At 64.5% G+C, this 19,153-nt stretch carries 16 protein-coding genes; 8 read left to right on the top strand and 8 right to left on the bottom strand.

Going from position 1 to position 19,153, the window contains the following annotated elements; genetic code table 11:
- Nucleotides 1-20: 20 nt before the first annotated feature.
- Together HY019_RS06060 and HY019_RS06055 are read right to left on the bottom strand one after the other, a co-directional pair.
- On the bottom strand, nt 21-923 hold the full coding sequence (locus HY019_RS06060) for an alpha/beta hydrolase (protein ID WP_290689240.1): 903 nt from the start codon (nt 921-923) through the stop codon (nt 21-23).
- Nucleotides 920-2,431: an NAD(P)/FAD-dependent oxidoreductase gene (locus HY019_RS06055; protein ID WP_290689239.1), complete on the bottom strand. Its 1,512-nt coding sequence runs from the start codon at nt 2,429-2,431 to the stop codon at nt 920-922. Before HY019_RS06055 ends, HY019_RS06060 begins: the two co-directional genes overlap by 4 nt.
- 90 nt (nt 2,432-2,521) lie before the next feature.
- On the opposite strand from HY019_RS06055, the gene HY019_RS06050 reads away from it, so the two are divergent.
- Nucleotides 2,522-3,199 carry a TetR/AcrR family transcriptional regulator gene (locus tag HY019_RS06050; protein ID WP_290689238.1) on the top strand — a complete coding sequence of 226 codons (678 nt, stop codon included), beginning with the start codon at nt 2,522-2,524 and terminating at the stop codon, nt 3,197-3,199.
- 18 nt (nt 3,200-3,217) lie between these two features.
- A complete protein-coding gene (locus HY019_RS06045; protein ID WP_290689236.1) occupies nt 3,218-3,787 on the top strand; it encodes an N-methyl-D-aspartate receptor NMDAR2C subunit in 570 nt (189 codons plus the stop codon).
- A 48-nt stretch (nt 3,788-3,835) separates the two neighbouring features.
- On the opposite strand, the gene HY019_RS06040 is transcribed toward HY019_RS06045, so the two are convergent.
- Nucleotides 3,836-5,059 carry an alkane 1-monooxygenase gene (locus HY019_RS06040; protein ID WP_290689234.1) on the bottom strand — a complete coding sequence of 408 codons (1,224 nt, stop codon included), beginning with the start codon at nt 5,057-5,059 and terminating at the stop codon, nt 3,836-3,838.
- Nucleotides 5,060-5,185: 126 nt separating this feature from the next.
- On the opposite strand from HY019_RS06040, the gene HY019_RS06035 reads away from it, so the two are divergent.
- The 3 genes from HY019_RS06035 (at nt 5,186) to dnaE (ending at nt 10,502) form a co-directional block, all read left to right on the top strand.
- Complete coding sequence (locus HY019_RS06035; RefSeq protein ID WP_290689233.1) at nt 5,186-6,208, top strand: AraC family transcriptional regulator; 1,023 nt, start codon at nt 5,186-5,188, stop codon at nt 6,206-6,208.
- Nucleotides 6,209-6,311: 103 nt separating this feature from the next.
- Entirely contained in the window at nt 6,312-6,917 is a 606-nt protein-coding gene (locus HY019_RS06030) for a PEP-CTERM sorting domain-containing protein (RefSeq protein ID WP_290689232.1), read from the top strand.
- Nucleotides 6,918-6,968: 51 nt separating this feature from the next.
- Nucleotides 6,969-10,502 (top strand): DNA polymerase III subunit alpha, encoded by a 3,534-nt coding sequence (dnaE, locus tag HY019_RS06025; protein WP_290689230.1) that lies wholly within the window; start codon nt 6,969-6,971, stop codon nt 10,500-10,502.
- A gap of 15 nt (nt 10,503-10,517) precedes the next feature.
- Here the strand turns inward: dnaE and HY019_RS06020 are convergent, their stop codons facing one another.
- Entirely contained in the window at nt 10,518-11,147 is a 630-nt protein-coding gene (locus HY019_RS06020; RefSeq protein WP_290689228.1) for a TetR/AcrR family transcriptional regulator, read from the bottom strand.
- Between the two features lie 180 nt (nt 11,148-11,327).
- On the opposite strand from HY019_RS06020, the gene HY019_RS06015 reads away from it, so the two are divergent.
- Genes HY019_RS06015 through HY019_RS06005 form a run of 3 tightly spaced genes read left to right on the top strand, consistent with a single transcriptional unit; the run spans nt 11,328 to nt 14,693 of the window.
- Nucleotides 11,328-12,080, top strand: coding sequence for an acetoacetate decarboxylase family protein (locus tag HY019_RS06015; RefSeq protein ID WP_290689226.1), 753 nt, complete (start codon nt 11,328-11,330; stop codon nt 12,078-12,080).
- A gap of 10 nt (nt 12,081-12,090) precedes the next feature.
- The gene (locus HY019_RS06010; RefSeq protein ID WP_290689225.1) at nt 12,091-13,653 is read left to right on the top strand and encodes an acyl-CoA dehydrogenase family protein; all 1,563 of its coding nucleotides are present in this window, start codon (nt 12,091-12,093) and stop codon (nt 13,651-13,653) included.
- Nucleotides 13,650-14,693, top strand: a complete 1,044-nt coding sequence (locus tag HY019_RS06005; protein WP_290689224.1) for an acyl-CoA dehydrogenase family protein — start codon at nt 13,650-13,652, stop codon at nt 14,691-14,693. The genes HY019_RS06010 and HY019_RS06005 overlap by 4 nt, the downstream gene beginning before the upstream one ends.
- 36 nt (nt 14,694-14,729) lie before the next feature.
- Here the strand turns inward: HY019_RS06005 and HY019_RS06000 are convergent, their stop codons facing one another.
- From HY019_RS06000 to HY019_RS05985, 4 genes are read right to left on the bottom strand one after another with little or no spacing between them, the layout of a single operon-like run.
- Nucleotides 14,730-15,845: a LytR C-terminal domain-containing protein gene (locus HY019_RS06000; RefSeq protein WP_290689223.1), complete on the bottom strand. Its 1,116-nt coding sequence runs from the start codon at nt 15,843-15,845 to the stop codon at nt 14,730-14,732.
- Nucleotides 15,846-15,865: 20 nt separating this feature from the next.
- A complete protein-coding gene (locus tag HY019_RS05995; protein WP_290689222.1) occupies nt 15,866-16,786 on the bottom strand; it encodes a type II secretion system F family protein in 921 nt (306 codons plus the stop codon).
- Nucleotides 16,787-16,799: 13 nt separating this feature from the next.
- Nucleotides 16,800-17,771: a type II secretion system F family protein gene (locus HY019_RS05990; protein WP_290689221.1), complete on the bottom strand. Its 972-nt coding sequence runs from the start codon at nt 17,769-17,771 to the stop codon at nt 16,800-16,802.
- 21 nt (nt 17,772-17,792) lie between these two features.
- Nucleotides 17,793-19,121, bottom strand: coding sequence for a CpaF family protein (locus tag HY019_RS05985; protein WP_290689361.1), 1,329 nt, complete (start codon nt 19,119-19,121; stop codon nt 17,793-17,795).
- Between the last annotated feature and the right edge of the window lie 32 nt (nt 19,122-19,153).

The following is a 19,153-nucleotide window of genomic DNA, read 5'->3' as shown; positions in this document are numbered from 1 at the left end:
GTGTTCCTCAGGCAATCAGGTTAAGCGGTCACGCGGGCGATGAAGGCGCCGCATTCTTTCAAGGTCTGGCGTGCTTCAGGCAGCATCAGCATGGTGGGCCACACATGGGGCATCTTGGCCTTGAGGTGCAGCTCGCTCTGGACGCCTTGTTGCTGTGCGCGTTCGTGCAGGCGGGTGGAGTCGGCCAGCAGGATCTCGTGCTTGCTGGCGTGGATCATCAAGGGCGGCAGGCCCTTCAGATCGGCGAACAGGGGCGAAGCCAGTGGCGTGTTGCTGGGCTTGCCGTTGAGGTACAGCGCCGCGGCTTCAGGCAGGGATTCGGGGTTGAACATCACGTCCGCATCAGCCAGGGACTTCATGGTGTCACCCGAGCAGGACAGGTCGCTCCAGGGCGAGAACAGCACGGCACCGGCCGGCATGGGTAGGCCCTGGTCACGCGAGGCCACCAGGCAGGCCAGGGCCAGGCCACCGCCAGCCGAGTCGCCACCGAACACCACGCTCTTGGGGTCGATGCCTTTGTTCAAGAGCTCTTTCCACCAGGCCACGGCGTCGTCCACCGCGGCGGGGAAGACGTTCTCGGGGGCCATGCGGTAGTCCACCGACAGCACCTGGGCTTGGGCCGTGCGGGCCAGGTAGGCGCAGGTGGGGCGGTGCGTTTCCAGGCCGCAGAAGAAGTAGCCACCACCGTGGAAGTACAGCACCGTGCGCTTAGGCGCAGCCACGCTCAACCACTCGGCCGAGCACAAGGCGCTGGCCGGTTGTGCAGCCACAGGTGTGTGCTTGATTTCGGGTGGGGGCGCCGGGTAGCGCTTGGCCGCCTTGTTGACCATGTGGCGCGCCTTGTGCACGTTCAATGGCCCACGCCCTGCGCGCTTGAACTGATAACGCAGGACCATGTTGGCAATGACGGATTGAATGCTCATGCGCGCTCTGTGAAGTAAGGGTTGAGGTTGAAACGGCGGGTCTTCAAACGGTAGGCAAATGTAAACCCTGGCCACAGCGTCGTGTTGCGGCCCTTGTCATCGATGTACCAGCTCTTGCAGCCTGAGTTCCACACGGTCTTCTTGAGGTCAGCCTGCACATCGGCCACGAAGCGCTGCTGTGCCTGGGGTTTGACTTCCAGCGCCTTGATGCGGCGCTCCTTCATGGTCTTGAGTGCCGCGACGATGTAGTGCGCCTGCGACTCGATCATGAAGACCATGGAGTTGTGGCCCAGGCCGGTGTTGGGGCCCATCAGCATGAAGAAGTTGGGGAAGCCCGCCACCGTGATGCCCATATAGGCCTCGGCGCCTTGCTTCCAGACTTCGGACAGGTCTGCGCCGCCCTTGCCGAACACGGCCTTGGGCGGGATCGGGTCCTGCACCTTGAAGCCGGTGCCGAAGATGATGGCGTCTACCGCGTGTTCGCGGCCATCCTGGGTGCGCACGCCACGCGGGGTGATCTCCTGGATGCCTTCGGTGACGACCTCGACATTGGTGCGTGCCAGGGCAGGGTAGTAGTCGTTGGAGATCAGCAGGCGCTTGCAGCCGGGCGTGTAGTCGGGCGTGAGCTTGGCGCGCAGGGCCGGGTCTTTCACGGCCTGGGCGATCTTGTGCTTGCCCACCTTGGCCACCAGCTTCATCCACTCGGGCTTGAACTTGAAGGCCAGGAAGCGGGCCTCCAGCGTCCAATACAGCTTGGTGCGCGCGATCTTCTGGCGCCAGGGGTTGGCGGCGAAGTCGGCTTTTTCTTCAGGCTTGATGGGGCGGTCCATCTTGGGCACGACCCAGGGCGGCGTGCGCTGGAAATAGGTGAGGTGATCGACCTTGGGTGCAATGGCCGGTACGAACTGGATGGCGCTGGCGCCGCTGCCGATCACGGCAACGCGCTTGCCTGTCAAGTCATAGTCATGGCGCCAGGTGGCGGAGTGGAAGGTGGTGCCCTCAAACGTGTCCAGGCCCTCGATACCGGGGATGGCTGGGTTGCTCAGCCCGCCCATGCCGGAGACCAGCACATCGGCCTCGAACACGCGGCCGTCGTCGGCCTGCACCACCCAGACCTTGCGGGCCTCGTCATAGCGCGAGGCCGTGATGTTGGCACCAAAGCGGATGTGGCGCAGCAGGTCGTACTTGGTGGCAACGTGCTTGAGGTAAGCGTAGATTTCGGGCTGGGGCGCGTACATGCGCGACCAGTTCGGGTTGGGCTCGAACGAGAAGGAGTACAGGTGCGACTCCACATCGCAGGCGCAACCGGGGTAGGTGTTGTCACGCCAGGTGCCGCCCACGTCCTGGGCGCGCTCCAGCAGCACGAAGTCGTCCTCGCCGTTTTCGCGGAGCTTGACGCCCATGCACAGGCCTGAAAATCCCGTGCCGACGACGATGATGCGGTGCCGCTCCACCCCGGCGGCACCCTGGCCGGCGCCCACCGGCTGCTTGAATTCGTTCGGCTTCATACGGAGATCTTTCTGAAAGCGCATTGATTTTTGACAAGGATTATTGTCAGACTAACTTTGACAATGATTCATGTCAATATAGGGATCCCTATGGACGCAGCAATTTCCGACACATCCCCCCCGAACAAGCGCCGCTACGGTGGTGTCTTGCCAGAAGAGCGCCAGCGCCTGCGCCGAGCCAAGCTCATTGACGGCGCGCTGGAGGTTTTCGGGACCAAAGGTTTCCACGCCACGACGGTGCGCGAGGTGTGCGTGGCTGCGCACCTCACGGAGCGCTACTTCTATGAGTCCTTCAAGACGCTGCCGCAGCTGTTTCTGGCGACCTACGCCGAGTTGCGTGAGCAGTTGATGGCCTTGACGATTGCCTCCATCAAGCAGGCCGAGCAGACCCCGCTGGGCATGCTGGAGCCCGCCATGCGCGTGTTCCTGGAGTTCATCCGCGACGACCCAAGGCGGGGTCGCGTGATGCTGGTGGATTCGCTGGGCGTGAACGACGAGGTGGCCGCGCTCAGTGGTGCCACGGCACGCGACTACTCGGCCATGATGCGCCAGCACCTGCATTTGCTCGTGCCCAAGGAAAGGGCCGCCGTGATCAATCTGGACCTGCTGGCCGACGGCATGATCGGCCTGAACGTGCTGCTGGCCTCGCGCTGGATGCAGGACGGCTTCAAGGAGCCGATCGATAAGGTCGTCAAGACCAACTTATTGCCGTATCAGGGCTTGCTGGCCCTGGTGGACCAGGCACCCCTTGTGCCCAAGGCGGATTGAGGCTGATAAGGTGGCGGCATGCTCGACACCATCCGCCAAGCCCTGACGCAGCGCTATGCCGAGCCCCATCGGGCTTATCACGGCATGGGGCACATCGAGGCTTTGCTGCAAGGGCAGTTCGCGCACCGCGATCTGATCCAGGACCAGCGGGCCGTGATGCTGGCGATCTGGTTTCATGATGCCATCTACGACACGCAGCAGGCCGACAACGAAGAGCGCAGTGCCGTGCTGGCCGGCGAGATGCTGAGCCAGGCGGGCGCCGAGCCCGCGCTGATCGAGTCGGTGCAGCGCAAGGTGCGCGCCACCCAGCGCCACGAATGGACCGATGGCGACCCGGACACCGCGGTGTTCCTGGACCTGGATCTGGGCGTCCTGGCGGCCTCGCCCGAAGCCTATGAGCGCTATGCGCAACAGGTGGCCCAGGAGTACGCCTGGGTACCCGAGCCGGCCTACAAGCAAGGCCGCGCCAAGGTCCTGCAAGCTTTTCTGGATCGGCCCCAGATCTACTTCACACCGGCCTTGCGGGCCAAGTGGGAAGACAGCGCGCGTGCCAATCTGAAACGCGAACTCGCCGCGTTGACGGCTTGACCATCAACGCGGCGCGGGATGCGTACCAGCAAGCTGGCTGCTGGTTGATCAGGCTTGCTTGAGTGTGGGCTGGGCAGCTGGGGTGCTTGCCGATTCAGTCAGGCCGAAACGGCGCATCAGCATCGCGCGCTTGGCGGGCAGGAAGTTGATGCGGTCTGCATCACCGCCCACGGCCTTGATCACGCGCTTGTCCATGATGGCGAACCACACAGGCGGCACATACGCAGCCAGGAACATGCCGAAGTAGCCAGAAGGCAGGGTGGGCAGTTCGGGGAAGTTGCGCAGGGACTGGTAGCTGCGCGTCGGGTTGGCGTGGTGATCCGAGTGGCGTTGCAGGTGGAACACGATCAGGTTGGACACGATGTGGTTGCTGTTCCACGAGTGGTGCGGCTGGCAATGCTCGTAGCGGCCATCAGGCTTCTTCTGGCGCACCAGGCCGTAGTGCTCGATGTAGTTGGCCGATGTCAGCTGGAAGGCACCCCAGAAGGCCACGATGGCGAGGATGGGCACCATCTTCGGGCCGAAGGCCGCGATCAGGCCGCCGTACAGCAGGGCGGTGACCAGGCCCGCTTGCACGATCTCGTTGTCCAGGCTCCACACTGACTTGCCGACGCGGTCCAGGCGTTCGGTTTCCAGGTCCCAGGCGCGGAAGTAGGCGCCAGGCAGTTCACGGAACATGAAGCGGTAGATGCTCTCGCCCATCTTGGACGAGGCCGGGTCTTCCGGCGTGGCCACGTGACGGTGGTGGCCGCGGTTGTGCTCGATCGAGAAGTGGCCATAACCACCCAGCGCCGAGTTGAACAGGCCCATCTTGCGGCCGATCCAGTCCTTCTTGTGACCCAGCTCGTGGCTGAGGTTCAGGCCAAAGCCCAGCATGGAGCCGGTGATGATGACCGTGGCCAGCCATTCATACCAGGCCAGATCGTGCGTGGCCAGGAACACCACGTTGAACAACAGGCTGCCCCACAGCACGGGCACCACCAGGTAGTTGATCCAGCGGTAGTAGCCATCGGCCTCCAGGCGTGGCACGGCGCCTTCGGGCGGGTTGCTCAGGTCTTCGCCGAGCAGGTAATCCAGCAAGGGCACGCCCAGGTAGATCGCCAGCATGCTGGCGAAGAACCACAGCGGGTGGGTGTAGCCGTTCAGGTAGGCCACGGGGCCCACCACCACGGTAGCGGGCGCGATGACCGACAGCAACCACATGATCTTCTTGCGGTCGCGGTAGCTGGCGGGGTCTTGTTCTTGTGTGGGAAGCGGCAGGGCAGCAGGCATTGATGTGTCTCCTCAAGTTCCATGAACCATGACGAGACTGTGCGTTTTCCCGCCTGGGCGCGACACCGTTTGCGCTGGCAGAATATCGTCATTTAGTGACATGCCCACCCGGCACCCCAGATTGACATGCATGCGCCGGCCGATTGGTTGAAGCCCTCCCTGCACCCCGTTTACGCGCGCCTGATCTGCGCCGAGTTGCGGCGTCGGGGCTTCAGTGAAGACGAGATCCTGCAGGGCACGCGGCTGAACTGGGCCGAGCTGCATGGCAGCAACCTGTTCCTGAGCTTCGAGCAGACCCGGCGCCTGGTCTTGCGGGCCCTGGCGCTGACGCAATGCCCCTGGCTGGGCTTGCAAGTGGGGCTGAGCACGCAGCTGTCCGCCCACGGCGCGCTGGGTTATGCGGCGATGGCCGCCGGCACGGTGGGCGAGGCCATGCTCCTGCTGCAGCGCTTCACCGATGTGCGCCTGCGCCTGGCCCGCATGGACGTGGACACGCAGGGCGGCTTTGCCCTGGTGTTGACCGAGGTGCTGTCTGCGCCGGATGTGCGCGAGTACATCGTCGGGCACATCGCGGCGGCCATGTTGCGCATGTTTGAAACCATCGCCGGGCAGGACCTGCGGGCCCGCGTGCGCGTTCAGTGGCCCTTCCCGGAGCCGCCTTGGGGCCAGCACTACCGCGAGTTCTGCCCGCAAAGTGAATTCGGGGCCGCGCAACTGCGCATGGAGCTGCCACTGGATGTGTGGAGCAGCCCCGGTATCGCATCTGACCCCGAGGCCTTCCGCACCGCCCTGCGCGATTGCGAACGCCAGCTCACCCAGATCCAGATGGGCACGGTCACAACCCGTGTGCAACGCCGCCTGCTGGGCTGTGATGGCAGTTACCCGTCGCTGGAGCAGATGGCCGAGCTGGAGCACGTGTCCCCGCGCACGCTGATCCGTCATCTGCGCGAAGAGGGCATGACTTACCAGCGTCTGCTGGACGCCGTGCGGGAGGAGCTGGCCTGCTGGCTGCTGGTGCACACCGAGCTGAGCGTGGAGGCCGTCGCCGAGCGCCTGGGTTACCAGGACACCTCCAATTTCAGCCGCACATTTCGGCGCTGGCTGGGGGTGACACCCAGAATATTTCGTGACACTCGGGAAAAAGTGTGACTTATTCCCTGGTTCGCGGGGTTGTTCTCATGGGGCCTGTATCGGAACAATCTCGTGCCCAATCTGATTTTGGATGGGTTTAATCCGTTTTCAGGGAATTTCCATGTCATCAATTCGTTTTGCTGCACCACTGCTCGCAGCTTTGTCCATGGCTGCCGGCGCCGCACAAGCCGGTGTTCAACTGTTGACCGATCCTTCGCAAATGACGACCGATGTGTTGGTCGATTTCGAAAGCGGCATCCCGACCACTGGCCCCGTGACCTTCTCGCCTGCCGCACAGATCGGCCTGGCTGGGTCCTGGGCCGACAACGTGACGCCCTCCGGCTCCAACGGTTTGACCATTGCGCTTGAGAGCAGCCCGCTGGTCGCCACTTTCAGCCAACCCATGCAGGCCGTTGGTTTTTACTTCGGTAACGATGATTTTGGCCTGGCCTTCGATGTCACGATGTCTGCCTATGACGCCCATGGTCTGGTGGGGTCGGTGTCCTTGCCAGTCAATCGCAATGACCGGGCCGATCAGTTCATTGGTCTGATCAGCGACACGGCATTGAGCTACGTCGAGATTTCCTACCAGCGCCCACAAGCGCAGAGCCTGTCTGTCTACATCGACGACTTCCGCGCCACGACGGCCGTGCCAGAGCCTGGCTCGCTGCTGTTGGCCGGTTTCGGGCTGGCCACGCTGGCTTTGCTCAAGCGCCGTCGCGCCTGAGTCCAGGCATGAAGAGCACGGCGGGGCCCGTGCTCTCTCTACAATGCCGCCATGGCATTTGTACACCTGCGCTCCCACACTGAATTTTCGGTCGTTGACGGCACCGTCCGCATCGACGACCTGGTCTCTGCCGCCGCCAAGGACAAGCAGCCGGCCGTCGCCGTGACCGACCTGAGCAACCTGTTCGGTGCGCTCAAGCTGTACAAAAGCGCGCAGAAGAAGGGCGTTCAACCCATCATCGGCGCCGATGTATGGCTGGAGCCTGAAGAAGCTGGCAAGGCCCCCACGCGCCTGCTGCTGCTGATCCAGAACCGCAAGGGCTATCTGCGCCTGTGCGAATTGCTGGGCGAGGCCTGGACGGCGCCGGGGCAGCGCACGCATGCCTGGGTGCACTGGGCCTCTCTGGCGGCCAACAACGAAGGGCTGATCTGCCTGTCCAGCGCCGAAATGGGCCTGGTGGGGCAGGCTTTGCTGATGGGCGATGTGGCCAAGGCCGAGGCCCAGGCCCGCAAGCTCGCCGAGACCTTCCCGAACCGCTTCTACATCGAGCTGCAGCGCGGCGGGCACAGCAGCAACGAGCCCTACATCCGTGACGCCGTGCCTCTGGCCGCGCGCCTGAAGCTGCCCGTGGTGGCCACCCACCCCATCCAGTTCCAGGAGCCGGACGATTTCCAGGCCCACGAGGCGCGCACCTGCATTGCCGAAGGCGAGACCCTGGGCAACCCCAAGCGCGTCAAGCGCTTCACGCGGGATCAGCATTTCAAGACCACGGCCGAGATGGAGGCCCTGTTTGCCGACATCCCCTCGGCGATCACCAACACGCTGGCCATTGCCCGCCGTTGTTCGCTGACCCTGGTGCTGGGCAAGCCACAACTGCCCAACTTCCCCACGCCCATCATGCCCAGTGGCGAGCCGCAGCCCATGGCGGACTTCTTCCGTGAGCTGTCGCATGCCGGCCTGGAGGAGCGCCTGGTGCACCTCTTCCCCAAGGAGGCCGAGCGCGAAGCCCAGCGGCCGCACTACGTCGAGCGCCTGGACTTCGAGATCAACACGATCTTGAACATGGGCTTCCCCGGCTACTTCCTGATCGTGCAGGACTTCATCAACTGGGCCAAGAACAACGGCTGCCCCGTGGGGCCGGGCCGGGGCTCCGGTGCCGGCTCGCTGGTGGCCTACGCCCTCAAGATCACCGACCTGGATCCGCTCAAGTACAACCTGCTGTTCGAGCGCTTCCTGAACCCCGAGCGGGTTTCGATGCCTGACTTCGACATCGACTTCTGTCAGGGCAACCGCGACCGCGTCATCGACTACGTGAAGGACCGCTATGGCCGCGAGGCCGTCTCGCAGATCGCCACCTTCGGCACCATGGCCGCCAAGGCCGCGCTGCGTGACGTGGGCCGTGTGCTGGGCATGGGCTATGGCCATGTGGACAGCATCGCCAAGCTGATCCCCGCACCACCGGGCAAGAGCGTGACCCTGGCCAGGGTGCCGGCCGAGCCCGATCCCGGCATCATCTATGCCCGCAAAGAGGCGCCCGAGCTGGAAGAGCGCGAGAAGGCCGAAGAAGAAGTGGCCTCGCTGCTTGAACTCGCCATGCGCGTGGAAGGCATGGTGCGCAACATCGGCATGCACGCCGGGGGCGTGCTGATTGCGCCGGGCAAGATCACCGACTTCTGCCCCTTGTACATGCAGCCCGGCAGCGACTCGGCCGTGAGCCAGTACGACAAGGACGACGTCGAGGCCATCGGCCTGGTGAAATTCGACTTCCTGGGCCTGGCCACGCTGACCATTCTGGAGCTGGCCAAGGACTACATCGTCGCGCGCCACCCGGACCAGAAGGACTTCGATTTCGCCAAGATCCCGCTTGATGACGCGGCCGCCTACCGGCTGCTGTCGGAGGGCAAGACCGTGGCCGTGTTCCAGCTTGAATCCCGCGGGATGCAGGGCATGCTGCGAGACGCCAAGCCCAGCGTCTTCGAGGACATCATTGCGCTGGTGGCGCTGTACCGACCAGGTCCGATGGACCTGATCCCCTCGTTCTGTGCCCGCAAGCACGGCCGCGAAGAGGTGGACTACCCGCACCCGCTGATGGAGTCCGTGCTCAAGGAGACCTACGGCATCATGGTCTACCAGGAGCAGGTGATGCAGGTGGCCCAGAAGGTGGGGGGCTACTCGCTTGGCGGCGCCGACATGCTGCGCCGCGCGATGGGCAAGAAGAAGGTCGAGGAGATGGCCGAGCACCGCTCGATCTTCGCGGCCGGTGCAGCCAAGAACGACATCAAGCCCGAGCTGGCAAACGAGATCTTCGACTTGATGGAGAAGTTCGCGGGCTACGGCTTCAACAAGTCGCACGCGGCGGCGTATGCCTTGCTGGCGTACCACACGGCCTGGCTGAAGGCCCACTACACCGCCGAATTCTTCTCAGGGAACATGAGCGTGTCGAGTGACGACACGGACAAGCTCAAGATCTTCCATGACGATGCCACGCAGAACTTCGGCATCACCTTCACGCCGCCCGATGTGAACCAGGGCGAGTGGCGCTTCGTGCCCACGGGCAACAAGACCATCTGCTATGCGCTGGGTGCGGTCAAGGGCACGGGCCAGGGCGCCATTGAAGCCCTGGTGCGCGAGCGCAAGGAGAACGGGCCCTTCAAGAGCTTCTTTGATTTCTGCGCGCGCGTGGACCGCAAGCAGGTCAACAAGCGCGTGGTGGAAGCCCTGATCAAGGCCGGCGCCTTTGACTCGCTGGAGCCGCATCGTGCGGGCCTGCTGGCCAGCGTGGGCCTGGCCTTCGAATACGCCGACACGCTCGTGGCCAATGCCGACCAGGGCGGCCTGTTCGACTTTGGTGACAGCCATGCCGCGTCCACCAACGAGCCCGAGCTGGTGCCCACCGAGCCCTGGACGCTGAAAGAGCGCCTGTCGCTGGAAAAGACGGCCATCGGCTTTTACCTCTCGGGCCACTTGTTTGACGAGGCCGAGTCCGAGGTGCGCCGCTTTGCCAAGCAGCGCATCGGTGACCTGAAAGACAGCCGCGACCCACAGGTGGTCTCGGGCATCATCAGCGAGTTGCGCGTCATCAATGGCACGCGGGGCCGTGTGGCCATCTTCAAGCTCGATGACAAGAGCGACGTGATCGAGGCCGTGGCCAACCAGGACACGCTGGACGCCAACAAGGACCTGCTCAAGGACGATGAACTCGTCATCATCACCGGCAAGGTGCAGACCGACCGCTTCTCGGGTGGCCTGCGCCTGAACGTGCAGCAGGTGATGAGCCTGCCGGCGGCGCGTTGCCGTTATGCCCGCTTCGTGCGTGTGCTGGCCAAGGACCAGAAGCTGCCCGTGGCCGACATCCTGCGCGAGTTCCCGGCGCGCCAGATCGAGGCGCCGCAGCCTGATCTGCCGCCCACCGTGCAGGGCCTGCCCATTCGCGTGGTGGTCGAGCGGCGCACGCCCGATGTCTCCGCGCGGGCCGAGGTGGAACTGGGCGACAAGGCCCGCATGTTCCCCAGCGACCAGGCCCTGCAGCGCTTCAAGGAGCTGATGCCGGAAGGCCAGGCCATGGTGGTGTACGGCGAGGGGTGATGTCAGTTGGTGGTGTCAGGACGTGATGGCCGCGCCCTGGATCAAACCCAGCGTGGCCGCGCACAGCAGGGTCACGGCATCCTCTTCGTCGAAGTCTTTCGACTCGTGCTGGGCCAGGCCGAACTCGATGCTCAAGGTCACCAGGCCTCTTGCGACCAGCTGCAATCTTGCCGGAGGCATGTCGCGTGCCAAGGGAATGGCGTCGGCGGCGGCCACCAGATCGGCCTGCAGGGTATCCAGCATCTCGCGGGCATGGCGCCCCAGTTCGGACGCGGGCTTGTAGCGCTCCCCCAGGAACACCGTCAGCAAGGCGGCGTGCTGGCGAATGGCCCGCAGCGACAGCCGATAAGCCTCGCGTGAGGCCGCCATCAGGTCGCCGCCCTGGAGCAGGGGCGCACGGGCCGCGATCAAGGCGGCCCGGACCTCGGACACCGCTTGCGTGGCCAGGTCGCGCAGCAAGGCTTCCATGCAATCGAAGTGCACATAGAAGGTGGGCTGGGCCACGCCGGCCGCACGGGTCACGCTGGACGTGGTCAAACCCTCCCGGCCTTCTTGCGACATGAGCACGAGCGCCGCCTGCATCAGGCGATGGCGTGTGAGCAGCTTGGACTCGGCACGCGTGAGGGGGCGTTGTGATTGACTCATGTTCGGCAATGGATTTATTGGTAATTTAAATCAAGAAAATGCCGTGCGTGCCACCAGGCGGAATCAAGGAATCCCGTTTTTTCATGGGCATCGTGGGCTCCGTTGACCTGGCGCAAACGCGCCGATGAGCGCCTTTCACAGAATCATTTCACCAATACATGTATTGCTGAAAGGATGACCATGACGAACCGCTATCTGGCGAGCATTCGGGAGATGCGTGGGATGGGCTTGGGCAAGTCCAATCTGTGGGACCACGCGCGCATGGTGTTTTGCGACATCCCGATCGACGAGCGCAAGGTGCGTGACTGGTTGCCCTTTCCCTTGCGTCTGGCGCGGCCCTACAAGGCCACCTTGTTCATCGCGGACTACCCCAAGACCACGTTTGGCTGTGTGTACAAGGAAGCAGCGATCCTGATCCACGCCAAGCTGTTCGGGCTGTTCCCGGTCCTGCATTGCCCGTGGATGGTGGTCGATTGCGATCAGGCCATGATCTGGGGTCGCGAGATGCTGGGTTATCCCAAGAAGATGGCGCAGATCACCTTCGAGGAATCCGCGGACGGGGGCTTCCGTGGGGCGGTGGCCCGTCGCGGCCATGAGGTGATGCGCTTTGAGGGCCAGGTGCGTGAGCGCTTGAGCGCGCCACCACCAGGCATCGGCCGCATGCAGGTCAATGTGCGCGGGCACCTGTCCTTTCTGCCTGGCCACTTGTTGACCGTGCGGCCCAGCGAGACCATCCACGATGCCAACGGCATGGACCTGAAGGTGCAGCTGAGCGATGCGCCGAATGACCCGATCGGCATCCAGGCCGGCCCGGCCACGCAGGCCACGATGCGCACTTGCGACATTGGCGGCGGCCTGTTCCCGCCACCCATGCGCATCTGGCCGGTGAGCTGGGCGCACATCATGCGTCTGGCCACCTTGCGGGCCAAGTAAGGAGCGCCTCATGCTCGACACGCCCGCCATGGCCCGCCCACCCTTGTCCTCGTCTTCGCCCTCGTTCATCGAGAGCCACATCTTCCATCACGGTGCCCATGAGAGCCTGGCGGACTGGTCGGCCAGCGTGGCCGCCATGAAGGAGCTGCCCGGCGGCATGCGCCGTGACGTGGCCCGTGCCATCGACCTGGCCCGGCGCTTCAACCGCGAGGTGGTCATGCCGCAGGCGCTGGCACTGGACGCGCGCATCGAGGACGATCCGCAGCACCTGCCTTGGGACTTCATTGCCGAGGCCAACCGCTGGGGCCTGTTCACCATGTGGCTGCCCAAGATGTTTGGCGGGCATGGCTGGAACATGCTGTCCATGTACGCCTTTGTTGAAGAGGTGTCGACCCAGTGCGTGGGCCTGGCCAATGTCGTGGGCGTGCACTACCTGGGTGTGGCCACGCTCATGGCGACCTGGAACCTGCGGCTGGCGCGGCAGATCTTCAAGGAGGTCTGCGAGGGCGAGCGCCAGGGCAAGCCCTGTCTGCTGTCGCTGGCCATCACCGAGCCCGGCGCCGGCACGGACGTCGAGGAGACCGAGCTGGTGGACCGCGCCAGGCTGGGCACCGTGGCCACGCCTCAAGCAGGTGGTGCGTACGAGCTCAATGGCCGCAAGGTCTTCATCTCCAATGGGCATGTGTCGACCTGGCACATGGTCATCGCCTATGAGGACCGGCGCAGGCCCGCTGACACCATGGTGGCGCTGGCGGTGCGCACGGGCGCGTCGGGCTTCTCGTTCGGGGCGCAGGAGCACAAGCTGGGGCAAAAGGCCTGTGTGGCTTCTGAGCTCGTGTTCGACCGCTGCCAGGTGCCTGTGCAGCAAGTGGCCCTGGCGCCCCGCCACACAGCCAGGCTGGGCCGGGCGCACCGCGAGGTGGCGCAGACCATGATCGACTACGTGGTGTCGTCCACCCGCGCGGGCGTGGGGGCCTTTGCCACCGGCGTGGCCCGTGGGGTGTTCGAGGCCACGCGAGACCGGGTGGCCGGCATGCGCTGCCAGCAGGGGCGCCTGATCGAGCAGCAATGGGTGCAGACCACCCTGGCCGACATGGGGCGGCACGCCGCAATGTCTCGCCTGGCCTATATGGAGTCGGCCATGGCCAACTGCCTGGGCGGCCTGTTTGCCCTGTTGTTCACGCCACCCTTGTACCAGCTGGAGCGCTGGCTGCCACGCGGGCTGATGCGTGTGTGCAGCGCGCCTTTGCTGGACAGCACGGCCTTCACCGACTGGGTTCAGCGCCGTTTGCTGGCGCACTACCCGGTGGCCTGGCAGAACCTCACATCGGGCCTGGGCTCCATGGCCAAGGTGGCATGCAGCGACCTGGCCATGCAGAACTGCGGCCTGGCGCTGAGCCTGCTGGGCATCGATGGCCTGGCCCATGACAGCGGCATTGAAAAGCGCCTGCGTGACGCCAAGCTGCTGCAGATTTACGAAGGCACCAATCAGCTCAACCGCATCAACCATTTCAAATGCCTGCTGCGGCCGGATGAGGGCGTGCACGTGTTCGTTCGGGAGGATGCAACATGATCGACTGGATGGACGAGGCGGCCGCCGAACTGATGGGCGTGGTCGAACAACTGCCGCAGGCCCCATCCCCGCAGCAGATGCGGGACCTGGGCCTGATGGACTTGTGCCTGCCTGAAGCCGCAGGTGGCATCGGGATGGGGGCCGAGGCGCTGGCGCGTGTGCTGGAAGCCCTGGCCCAACATGATGCGGGCAGCGCCGCGTGGCTGTACGGACATGGCGCGGCGCAGCTCGCCTGGTATGGGCGCGGGGTGCCTGATGGTGACGATGATGGCGAAGCGCCCTTGCCAGGGCAGCGCTGGGCCTGGCCCGGCTTTCACGATGTCGGTCGCCACGACTGGCCTTGCGTAGACCGCAAGGGGCTGGTGTCGGGCCGCCTGAGTGCCTGCTTGTTGGGGCAGACGGCAGATGCCATGGTCACACCGGTGCGGATGCCCGATGGGCAACTGGCTCTGTTCCGTTTCCAGGTGGCTCAGCCCGGTGTGGTGCGACAGGCCGGAGCCCGCTTCATGGGCCTGCAGGCAGCCGGCATGGCCGATCTGCAACTGACGCAGGTGGGCGGCCAGCTGCAATGCGATCAGCTTGAAGCGCGACTTCAGGGGCTGGCATCGCAACTGGCGGCGTGTGTCATGGCGATGTTGTGTGGCTTGATGCACGGCAGCTTGCAGACCGCGCAGACCTATGCCACGGAGCGCCATCAGGGTGGTGGCAATTTGCTGGGCTGGGGGGAAGTGCGCCGTTTGCTGGCCGTGCAACACGAGCGTCTGTCCATGGCGCAAGCGGCCTTGTCGTCGGCCCTGCGTGCGCTGGTCAGGCCGGCTGGCGATCAGGATGCCGCCTCACGCGTACAAGCCTTGCTGCTGCAGTGCGGCGAGGCCGCCACCGCACTGGCCACCGACGGTGTGCAGCTGCTGGGCGGCAATGGCTACATGAAGGACTATGGGCAAGCGCAGCGCTTGTGCGATGCCTGGCAGCTGCAAGGGCTCATGGGGCCGGCAGCGCAGCGGCGCCAGGACCTCCTGGCGCTGTGCCTGCAGGCCTGAAAGGCGGTGGTTGCCGCCAATGGCCTGGCGGATGCCTTACATGCGATGCGTGTCCATCATGGCCACCTCGATGGCCGTGCCGTCTGTCGCCACACGGTTCACGTTGTGGCCCAGCACCACGCGCACATCGGCACGCATGGCCTGCACCTGGGCAGGTGTGGCCTCCACCAGCTCACTGTGGCTGGGCAGGAGCCTGGCGAGCTGGCGCGCTTCGGTGGCCTTGCCCGGGCGGTACAGCACGCGGGTATTGACCGTGTCGTAGCGCGTCATGTTGGCGATGCGACTGGCTTGCACGCCATGCTTGGCCAGCGTCTGGCTCAGGCCTTTGGCGGCACCGGCCACGCCATTGCCATTGAAGACCTCCACCGTCAGCCCCGTGAGCGTGATGGACATGGTGGAGGCGGGAACAGCCTGGTCGTTGAGCGCCACTGACGTGAGCGGCACCACCTTGATGTTGTCGGCTCCCTTGAGCTGCAGTGGTTCGATGGACGCCGTGGTTGAGATTTGAGTCAGGGGCGGCGTATTCGGCGTTTGTTGAACGCCCAGCATGGTGGTGAGCGTGAGGGCCATCTGCGGCGCACCCGATGAAGCCGTCACGGTGGATGCGGCCGCAGCGCTGCCGGCCTCGCCTGGCTCGGCTTGGGCCACCGTCATCGACATGGCAGGTTGCTCCAGCATGGCCAGGTTGTAGCGTGCCTGGGCATGCGCGGGGTCGGCTTGCAGTGCGGCCTTGAACATGGCCACGGCCTCCTCGCGCTCGCCTTGCAGCTTCAGGGCATGCCCCAGGTTGTTGAGGATGCGGGCGTCGTGGGGGGCCAGCGATGCGGCCTCACGCAAGGCACCAACGCCTTCTTGAAGCCGGCCCAGGCGTGCCAGGCAAAGCCCGAGGCCATGGTGTGCATCTGCGCGTCCTGGCGCGGCACCCACGGCGCGTGCCCACCAGATTGCCGCCTGCTCCAGCTGGCTTTCGGCCTCGGCCTCACGCGCACGAACGATGTAGCCGTAAGACACGTCCACGGCGCCCCCATGCCCGATCGTGTACGCGGGCTTGATGGTCAAGGCCTGTGTGCCTTTGGGGGCATTCGCACAGCCAGCCAGTGCCAGGCCAATCAGAACGGCGGTATATGAAATCGACAGCTTGTGATGTTTCATGATGGTGTTCTCGCATTCATTCATTTGGTCGACATCAGGCCCACGAACTGGATCACGGAAGGCCCCACGAGCACGAAAATCAGCCCGGGAAACAGGCACAGGATCAAGGGGAACAGCAACTTGGTGCCGATCTTGGCCGCGGCTTCTTCGACTTGTTGGCGCCGCCTGGTGCGCATGGTGTCGGAGTGCACACGCAGCGCTTCGGCGATGCTGGTGCCAAAGCGTTCGGCCTGCATCACCATGGTCACGAAGCTGTCGACTTCGTCGACACCTGTGCGGGCGTAGAAGTTGCGCAAAGCCAGTGCGCGGTTCAGGCCCGCGCGCGTTTCCATGCCGATGATCTTGAGCTCTTCACCCAGGACAGGGTTGCTGATGGTGAAGTCCTCGGCCACGCGGGTCATGGCCGAATCCATGCTCAGACCGGCTTCAACGCAGATGGTCATGAGGTCGATGGCATCGGGCATGCCATCGATGATGCGCTGCCTGCGGTGCTTGACTGCCATCCGCAACAGCAGGGTGGGCAGGTAGTAGCCAATGGCTGCGGGCACCAGCACCGTGACGAGGCTGAATGTCTGCTGGCCTGGTTTGAGCAGTGGCAGCACGGTGAGGGTGATCAGCGGCAGCAGCAGGGTCAAGGCGGCTTTGGCGCCGAAATACGCCGCAGAGGCCGCCTTCTGCCTCAGGCCGGCGTGGGCCAGCAACAAGGTGATTTCATCGAGGCTGTCCTTGTCAGGCGTGGCGAGTTTGCTGATCGGCTCGGTGACGCGCGCCAGCACGTCAATGAGATGGTTGCGTCGAACCCGCCGTGCCGCATGCGGCGACGACTCGACGAGGTCTGCCAGCCGGCGCCGCGCCTCGTCTGGGAAGAGCGCGTCAAAGACCCACACGGCCAGCAGGGCGGCCGCGATGAAGAAGAAGATGAGAACGATCCAGGTCGACATGTGTGGTGCTCCGTCACGCTCTGATGCGAACGATGCGCGTGATCCAGAAGATGCCAATGGCCATCAGGACCAGCATGCGTGTGAGCCAGGCTCGGCCGGAGGGGTCCGTCCAGAGCAAGGACACGGCTTGGGGATTGAGGTACATCAGGATGGCAGCCATGGCAAAGGGCAGCAGCCCCAGAATCCAGGCGGACATGCGCCCCTCTGCACTCTTGATGCGGATGTCGCCAATGACCTTGAAGCGCTCGCGCATCAACTTGGCGAGCTTGTCCAGCAACTCTGCGAGGTTGCCGCCTGTTTCCCGCTGCACGGTCAGGGCCACGGCCAGGAAGGTCACATCGCGCAAGGGCACCCGCTCCACCAGGCCTTGCAGGGCGTTGGTGAAGGCAATGCCCAGCGTGATCTCGTCTGACATCTCTCTGAGCTCAGGGCCGAGCGGGCCCGGGAGTTCGTCGCCGCACATCTTGATCGCCAGGGTCAAGGCATGGCCTGCGCGCATGGCCCGCGCGATCATGTCGAGCGCTTCGGGAAACTGTTGCTCCAGCTTCTGGATGCGCTTGTCGCGGCGGTAGGTGATGAACCACCAGGGGGCTGCGGCCAGTGCCGCGCCCACGGCGGCGCCAAAGCTCAGAGGCTTGTCGGTCAGTGCGGCGGCCAGTATCCCGGCCAGCAACAGCGCGCCAGAGATCAGCACCATGTCGGCCGCGTGCAGACCGGCGTCGGCCTGGTGAACGTAGAGGGTCAGCTTCTTGCCCCAGGTGCGCTCCATCAGCCAACGTGCCAGCTCGCTCAGACGCGTCTGCTCTTCTTCGCGCGTGATCTTCAGCTCGATGCTGCGGCCCGCATCGTTGAGTTGCGACAGGCGGTGGCGGATCCGCCTGGCTTCGCGCGATCGCCCGGCGAAGAAGGTGTGATAGAGGCCTTCCAGTACGAGCACCACGGCCAGAAAGGCCAGGATGACGAACATCAGGTAGGTTGCGTTCATGGTGTGTTCCTGAGCGGCCTGTCAGACGACCTGCCTGACGGGATCGAACAAGTGTTCGGGTAGTCGGATGCCCTTTGAAACGAGCTTTTCCCAGAGTCTGGAGCGCACCCCGGTGGCAGAGAAGTAGCCCTGCACGGTGCCGTCCGACAGCACGCCGGTCTGTTTGAAGCAGAACAGTTCCTGCATCATGATGACGTCGCCTTCCATGCCGGCGATCTCCGTGATGCTGGTGATACGGCGGGTGCCATCCGTGAGGCGGTTGGTCTGGATGACCAGGCCAATGGCCGACGCAATCTGGCTGCGCGCGGCTCTGGTGGGCAGGTCCACGCCGGCCATGGCGATCATGCTCTCCAGCCGGGACAGCGCGTCGCGTGCGGTGTTGGCGTGGATGGTGGTCATCGAGCCTTCGTGGCCTGTGTTCATGGCCTGGAGCATGTCCAGGGCCTCTGGGCCCCGCGTTTCGCCCAGCACGATGCGGTCAGGCCGCATGCGCAGCGCGTTGCGCACCAGTGCCCGTTGTGTGATTTCGCCGCGCCCCTCGACGTTGGCCGGCCGGGTTTCGAGCCGCACCACGTGGGGCTGCTGCAATTGCAGCTCGGCAGCGTCTTCAATGGTGACGATCCGCTCTGTGGCCGGGATGTAGCTGCTCAGGATGTTGAGCAACGTGGTCTTGCCCGAGCCTGTGCCGCCTGAAATCACGATGTTGACCTCGGCCTCAGTGGCCGCAGCCATGAACAGGGCCATCTCCTCGGACAGCGACTTGTAGCTGATCAGGTTGCTCATCTGCAGCGGCGTCGAGGCAAAACGCCGGATGGACAGAATCGGCCCGTCGATGGCCAGCGGCGGAATGATGACGTTGACGCGCGAGCCGTCTTCCAGTCGGGCATCGGCCATGGGGCTGGACTCGTCCACGCGCCGCCCGACCCTGGAGACGATCTTCTCGATGATCTTCATCAGGTGCGCGTTGTCGGAGAAGGCGATGTTGGTCATCTCCAGCTTGCCGTGGCGCTCGACATAGACCTGCCTGCAGGTGTTGACCAGGATGTCGGACACGGAGGGGTCCTGCAGCAGGGGCTCCAGCGGGCCCAGGCCCAGCATTTCATCCTGGATCTCGGTGACCAGCGCGCGGCGCTCCACGGCGTTGAGCGCGATGCTCTCTTCCTGAAGCAGTTGCTCGACCAGGAGTTTCAATTCATCGCGCAGGCGGTCGGGAGGCAGGCGATCGAGCGCGTCAATGTCCAGGCGGCGCAGCACCTGCTGGTGCACGCGCGTCTTGAGCTGCTGATAGGCCTTGGTCACTGCCGGGGTGGCTTCGGCGGCGGCCTGCTGGACGGACTGCGGCGTCAGCATGGCCAGGGTGGTGGTGCCATCTGCCTCAGGCT

The organism is Aquabacterium sp., assembly GCF_016195855.1.
Classification (GTDB): domain Bacteria; phylum Pseudomonadota; class Gammaproteobacteria; order Burkholderiales; family Burkholderiaceae_C; genus Aquabacterium.
Note: the sequence above shows the minus strand (reverse complement) of the source record. Positions and strands in the feature narration are given on the sequence as shown.